Consider the following 2,477-nt stretch of genomic DNA (forward strand, 5'->3'; position numbering starts at 1 on the left):
GCCTCTTCCCACCATCAAGACACGCATGCGCGACGGGCTCATCCGGCTCCGCGACTGCATGGGGGTGACCACATGAAACACCACACCACCGACGCCCACACCCTCGTCGCCGCCTACGCCCTGGGCGCCCTCGACGACGCCGAACGCAAGGACTTCGACGCCCACCTCCAGACGTGCGAGACGTGCCGGCAGGAAGCCGCCGAGTTCCAGGCGACCACGGCACGCCTGGCGGCCGCCGTCGCCCAGCCGCCGCCTCCGGCCGTCAAGGCACAGGTCATGGCCGCCATCGACGGCGTCCGCCAGCTGCCCCCGCGCGTCCCCGCCGCCAGTGCGGTGCCCGCCCTCGGCGGCATCCTGCGCCGCCGGGCCGTACCCCTGGCGCTGGCCGCCAGCGTGGCCGCCGCCGCACTGGGCGGCGTCGCGGTGTGGCAGACGCAGAACGGAAACGACCTCGAACAGCAGGCCCGCCAGACCCAGCAGCAGCTCGATGCGGTCAGCGCCGTCCTGGCGGCCCCGGACGCCCGCACCGTCCACGGCAAGTCCGCCAACGGAGCCCTGACCACCGTCGTCACCTCCGAGCAGCAGAACAAGGCCGTCTTCGCCGCCGCCCACCTGCCCGCGCCCGGCACGGGCAAGACCTACCAGCTGTGGCTCGATCACGACGGCACCATGCGCCCGGCCGGACTGATCGAACACGACGGCACCGTGATCCTCACCGGCGACCCCGCCGACGCGGGCGCCGTCGGCCTCACCCTCGAACCCGCCGGAGGATCCCCCCAGCCCACCACCGACCCCCTGCTCCTGATGACCCTTCCCGCCTGACCGGGCGCTCCGCATCGATCAGTGATCGAGGTACTTCATGGCAAGCACCCCGGAGATCGGGGACATCGTCGGCGACTTCTGCCTGCCCGGCGGACTCCTGGACGGTGAAACCTTCCACCGCCGCTACTACACCCTGTGCGAGCAGCGCGGCAGGCCGCGCTCGTCCTCGCCTTCTACCCCGGCGACGACACACCGGTATGCACCGCACAGCTGTGCTCCTACTCCGACGGCATGGCCCGGTTCCAGTTCGCCGGCGCCACCGTCTGGGGCATCAGTCCGCAAGGGCTCGACAGCCATGAGAAGTTCGCCCGCGACCGCGGGCTGCGCATGCCCCTGCTGTCCGACGAGGAACGCGTGGTGGCGAAGTCCTTCGGGATCAGCGCACCCCTGATCGGCCTGCGCAGGTCGGTGTTCATCATCAACGGTCACGGCCGCCTGCACTGGAAGCACGTCGCCGCCCCAGGCGCCACCTACCCGCTCGCCGTCACGCTGAGCACACATCTCGCCGGTCTCACCGGCTGAACCGGCACACCTCTTCGGCCGGACCCCTCACCCCGCGGTCACACATCACGCCCAATCCGATGACCCAGCTGCTGCGAAGTACGGGTGAAACGCAGCAGCCGAGCGGCGTGTCGAGTGGCGGGAGCGCTTGTAGTGAAAGACCGGAAAGTAGCGGTCATCGGTGCGGGAGTGGCGGGTCTGACCGCCGCCTACGTCCTGGCGTCCTCGTGCGAGGCCACCCTGTACGAGGCGGACGGTCGTCTCGGCGGCCACGCCCACACCCGCGAACTGCCCGGCCCCGGCGGCCGGCCTCTCTCCGTGGATTCCGGGTTCATCGTCCACAACGAGCGCACCTACCCCACCCTGCTCAGGTTGTTCCGGGAGCTGGAGATCGGCACGCAGGACGCCGAGATGAGCATGTCGGTCCGGTGTGACGGGTGCGGGCTGGAGTACGCGGGCGCCCGGGGCGCGGCGGGGCTGTTCGCCTCCCGCGCGGCCCTGCGGTCGCGGTACCTCCGGCTCCTGGCAGAGGTACCGGTCTTCCACCGGGGCGCCCGGCGGCTGCTGGCGCGCGGGACTCATGCGGACGTCACCTTCGGGGACTTCCTGCGCGAGGGCGGGTTCTCCGCCTACTTCGTCAGTCACTTCGCCCTGCCGCTCGTCGCCGCCGTGTGGTCCTGCCCGGCCCGCACCGCGCTGTCGTACCCGGCCGCCTACCTCTTCGCCTTCCTGCACCATCACGGCCTGCTGTCGGTCACCGGCTCCCCGCAGTGGAAGACCGTCACCGGCGGTTCGTCCGCCTACGTGACTGCCGCTGCCAAACGCGTCCACCGCGTCCGTACCTCGAGCCCGGTCGAAGCCGTCCGGCGCACGGGCCGGGGCGTCCTCGTCACCACCGGCGACGGCGCCACCGACGCGTACGACGCCGTGGTCATCGCCACGCACCCCGACCAGGCGCTGCGCATGCTCGCGGACCCCACCGCCGACGAGAAGCGGCTCCTGGGCGCCTTCACGTACTCGCACAACCCCACCGTGCTGCACACCGACGCTTCCCTCCTGCCCGGCTCTCCGAAGGCACGCGCCAGCTGGAACTACCGCATGACCGGCTGCGAGCCCTCCACCGCACCCGTACACGTCAGCTACGACATGGAGCG

At 71.3% G+C, this 2,477-nt stretch carries 2 protein-coding genes and 1 pseudogene; all 3 read left to right on the top strand.

Annotated elements, in window-relative coordinates; all coding sequences use genetic code 11:
• The first annotated feature begins 72 nt into the window (after positions 1-72).
• On the top strand, positions 73-822 hold the full coding sequence (locus IE245_RS36280; RefSeq protein ID WP_189955683.1) for an anti-sigma factor: 750 nt from the start codon (positions 73-75) through the stop codon (positions 820-822).
• Positions 823-859: 37 nt separating this feature from the next.
• Positions 860-1,344, top strand: a pseudogene (locus tag IE245_RS36285) (peroxiredoxin).
• A gap of 84 nt (positions 1,345-1,428) precedes the next feature.
• The coding region (locus tag IE245_RS36290; RefSeq protein WP_373305463.1) for an NAD(P)/FAD-dependent oxidoreductase at positions 1,429-2,477 on the top strand (1,049 nt) is incomplete at its 3' end.

Origin of the sequence: Streptomyces roseolus (assembly GCF_014649855.1) — a bacterium.
GTDB lineage: Bacteria > Actinomycetota > Actinomycetes > Streptomycetales > Streptomycetaceae > Streptomyces > Streptomyces roseolus.